The organism is Streptomyces sp. 13-12-16 (assembly GCF_002114215.1).
Lineage (GTDB): Bacteria > Actinomycetota > Actinomycetes > Streptomycetales > Streptomycetaceae > Streptomyces.
Map to the genome: position 1 here is coordinate 1 of NZ_NCTE01000585.1, position 1,599 is coordinate 1,599.

3 protein-coding genes are annotated in these 1,599 nt (G+C 74.4%); 1 reads left to right on the forward strand and 2 read right to left on the reverse strand.

The annotated features are described in order from the left end of the window. Both B7767_RS23380 and B7767_RS23385 read right to left on the reverse strand, forming a co-directional pair. On the reverse strand, positions 1-429 hold a 429-nt coding region (locus B7767_RS23380), incomplete at its 3' end, for a DUF4865 family protein (RefSeq protein ID WP_085573929.1). Positions 430-459: 30 nt separating this feature from the next. After that, the gene (locus B7767_RS23385) at positions 460-1,038 is read right to left on the reverse strand and encodes a TetR/AcrR family transcriptional regulator (RefSeq protein ID WP_085573924.1); all 579 of its coding nucleotides are present in this window, start codon (positions 1,036-1,038) and stop codon (positions 460-462) included. Between the two features lie 174 nt (positions 1,039-1,212). Here B7767_RS23385 and B7767_RS23390 point away from each other — a divergent pair, with 174 nt between their 5' ends. Then, on the forward strand, positions 1,213-1,500 hold the full coding sequence (locus B7767_RS23390) for an SHOCT domain-containing protein (protein ID WP_085573925.1): 288 nt from the start codon (positions 1,213-1,215) through the stop codon (positions 1,498-1,500). The last annotated feature ends 99 nt before the right edge of the window (positions 1,501-1,599 follow it).

Below are 1,599 nucleotides of genomic sequence, written 5' to 3' on the forward strand. Positions count from 1 at the left end.
CGCGCCGTCCCGGCCGGCCAGCCGCCCGCACTCCTCCACCGCCTCCTCGGCCGCCCCACCCGCCCGCACCCCGTCCGGCACGGGACGCCGGTGCCGCACGGCGACGGCGGCCGGAGCGTCCGCGGCCACCCCCTCCTCGTAGGCCAGGCCGGTCCACTGCCGGACCGGGGGACGCCCGAAGTCGTCGGCGATGCCCTGGAAGCCGCCGCCCCAGAGGAAGGCGTTCATGCCCTCCACGGTGTTCCACAGGTAGAAGGGCGCGTACTGGTTGACCGGCGAGCCGTGCACCCCGCGTTCGCGCACCAGGTACGCCTTGACGCCGAGGCCCGGCCACGCGTCGAGCAGGTGCCCGCGCCGGGCCACCCGGTCCCGGACGATCCCCATGTCGTAGTCGGCGGGCAGGGTGAGTTCGTACTGCAGGGCGTGCAACGGAGTTCTCCTGGAAGGAAGTCGACGGGGTCACCGCTCCCGCGGCGCGAGCAGTGCGAGCAGACCGCGCACCCCCGCGTCGAAGGCGGCGGGGGAGGCGGAGGCGCGGGCCAGTACATAGCCGCCCTGGACGGTCGCGACGACGGCCGCGGCGATCTCCGCGCTGTCGAGCGCGGGCGCGAACTCGCCCCGCTCCCTGCCCTCTTCGACGATCCCGGTGAGCCGCGCGCGCAGCCAGTCCAGGGTCTCGTCCACCGGGGCGCGCAGCGCGTCGTCGGCGACGACGTCCGGGTCCATGGTGAGCCGCCCGACCGGACAACCGCGCAGGACGTCGCGCTCGCGCAGCAGATACGCCTCGATGCGCTCGTACGGTGTTCCCGGCCCGGCGAGGACCGCTTCGGCGGTGGCCCGCATCTCCTCGGCGGTCCGCCGGATCGCGGCCAGCGCGAGGTCGGGCTTGCCCTTGAAGTGGTGGTACATGCTGCCCTGGCCCGCGCCCGACCGCTCCAGGATCGCCTTCGGGCTCGTGCCCACGTAGCCGCGCTCCCACAGCAGCTCGCGGGTGGACTCGATCAGCCGCTCCGAGGTGCTCACGCCCGTACTGTACATACCAGTAGTTACAGAAGTCGAGGGCTTCTCGACGGGGCGCGGCCGTCCGCGTACTCCCCGCGAGGTACGCACGGTGCCGCCGACCGTACGACGCCCCCGGCCCCCTCGCGGGACGACGCTCGGAGATGTCGCACAAGGGGCGACGGGACGGCGCATCCGAGGAGATGGACGATCATGCAGACACTGGCGCACTTCGGCGACGGCGGGCCCGGCCCGTGGATCCTGTTCCTCCCCGTGATCTGGGCCCTGGTCATCGGCGGCGGCATCGCCCTGCTGCGCCGCACGGTGTGGCGCGGACGCCGTGGGTCCGGCCCCGGGCGGCCCGCGGTGGAGGACACCTCGCCCATCGCGGTGCTCGGCCACCGTTTCGCCTCCGGCGAGATCGACGAGGACGAGTACTGGCGGCGGCTGTCCGTCCTGGACGAGCGGTTCGGCCGGCCCGGCAGGGGAGGCACGCGATGACGTTCTGAGATGCGCCGCCCGGGTGTGCCCGGGACGTCGAGCAGAGCCGGCTCCCCGTCCCCGCCGCCGCGCTTCGCCCGCCGGTCCGCCGGACTCCGG

What these genes read in the sequence shown, in the direction of transcription:
- B7767_RS23390 (WP_085573925.1), top strand. Translation starts at nt 1,213, where the DNA reads ATGCAGACACTGGCGCACTTCGGCGACGGCGGGCCCGGCCCGTGGATC.
- B7767_RS23385 (WP_085573924.1), bottom strand. Translation starts at nt 1,038, where the DNA reads ATGTACAGTACGGGCGTGAGCACCTCGGAGCGGCTGATCGAGTCCACC.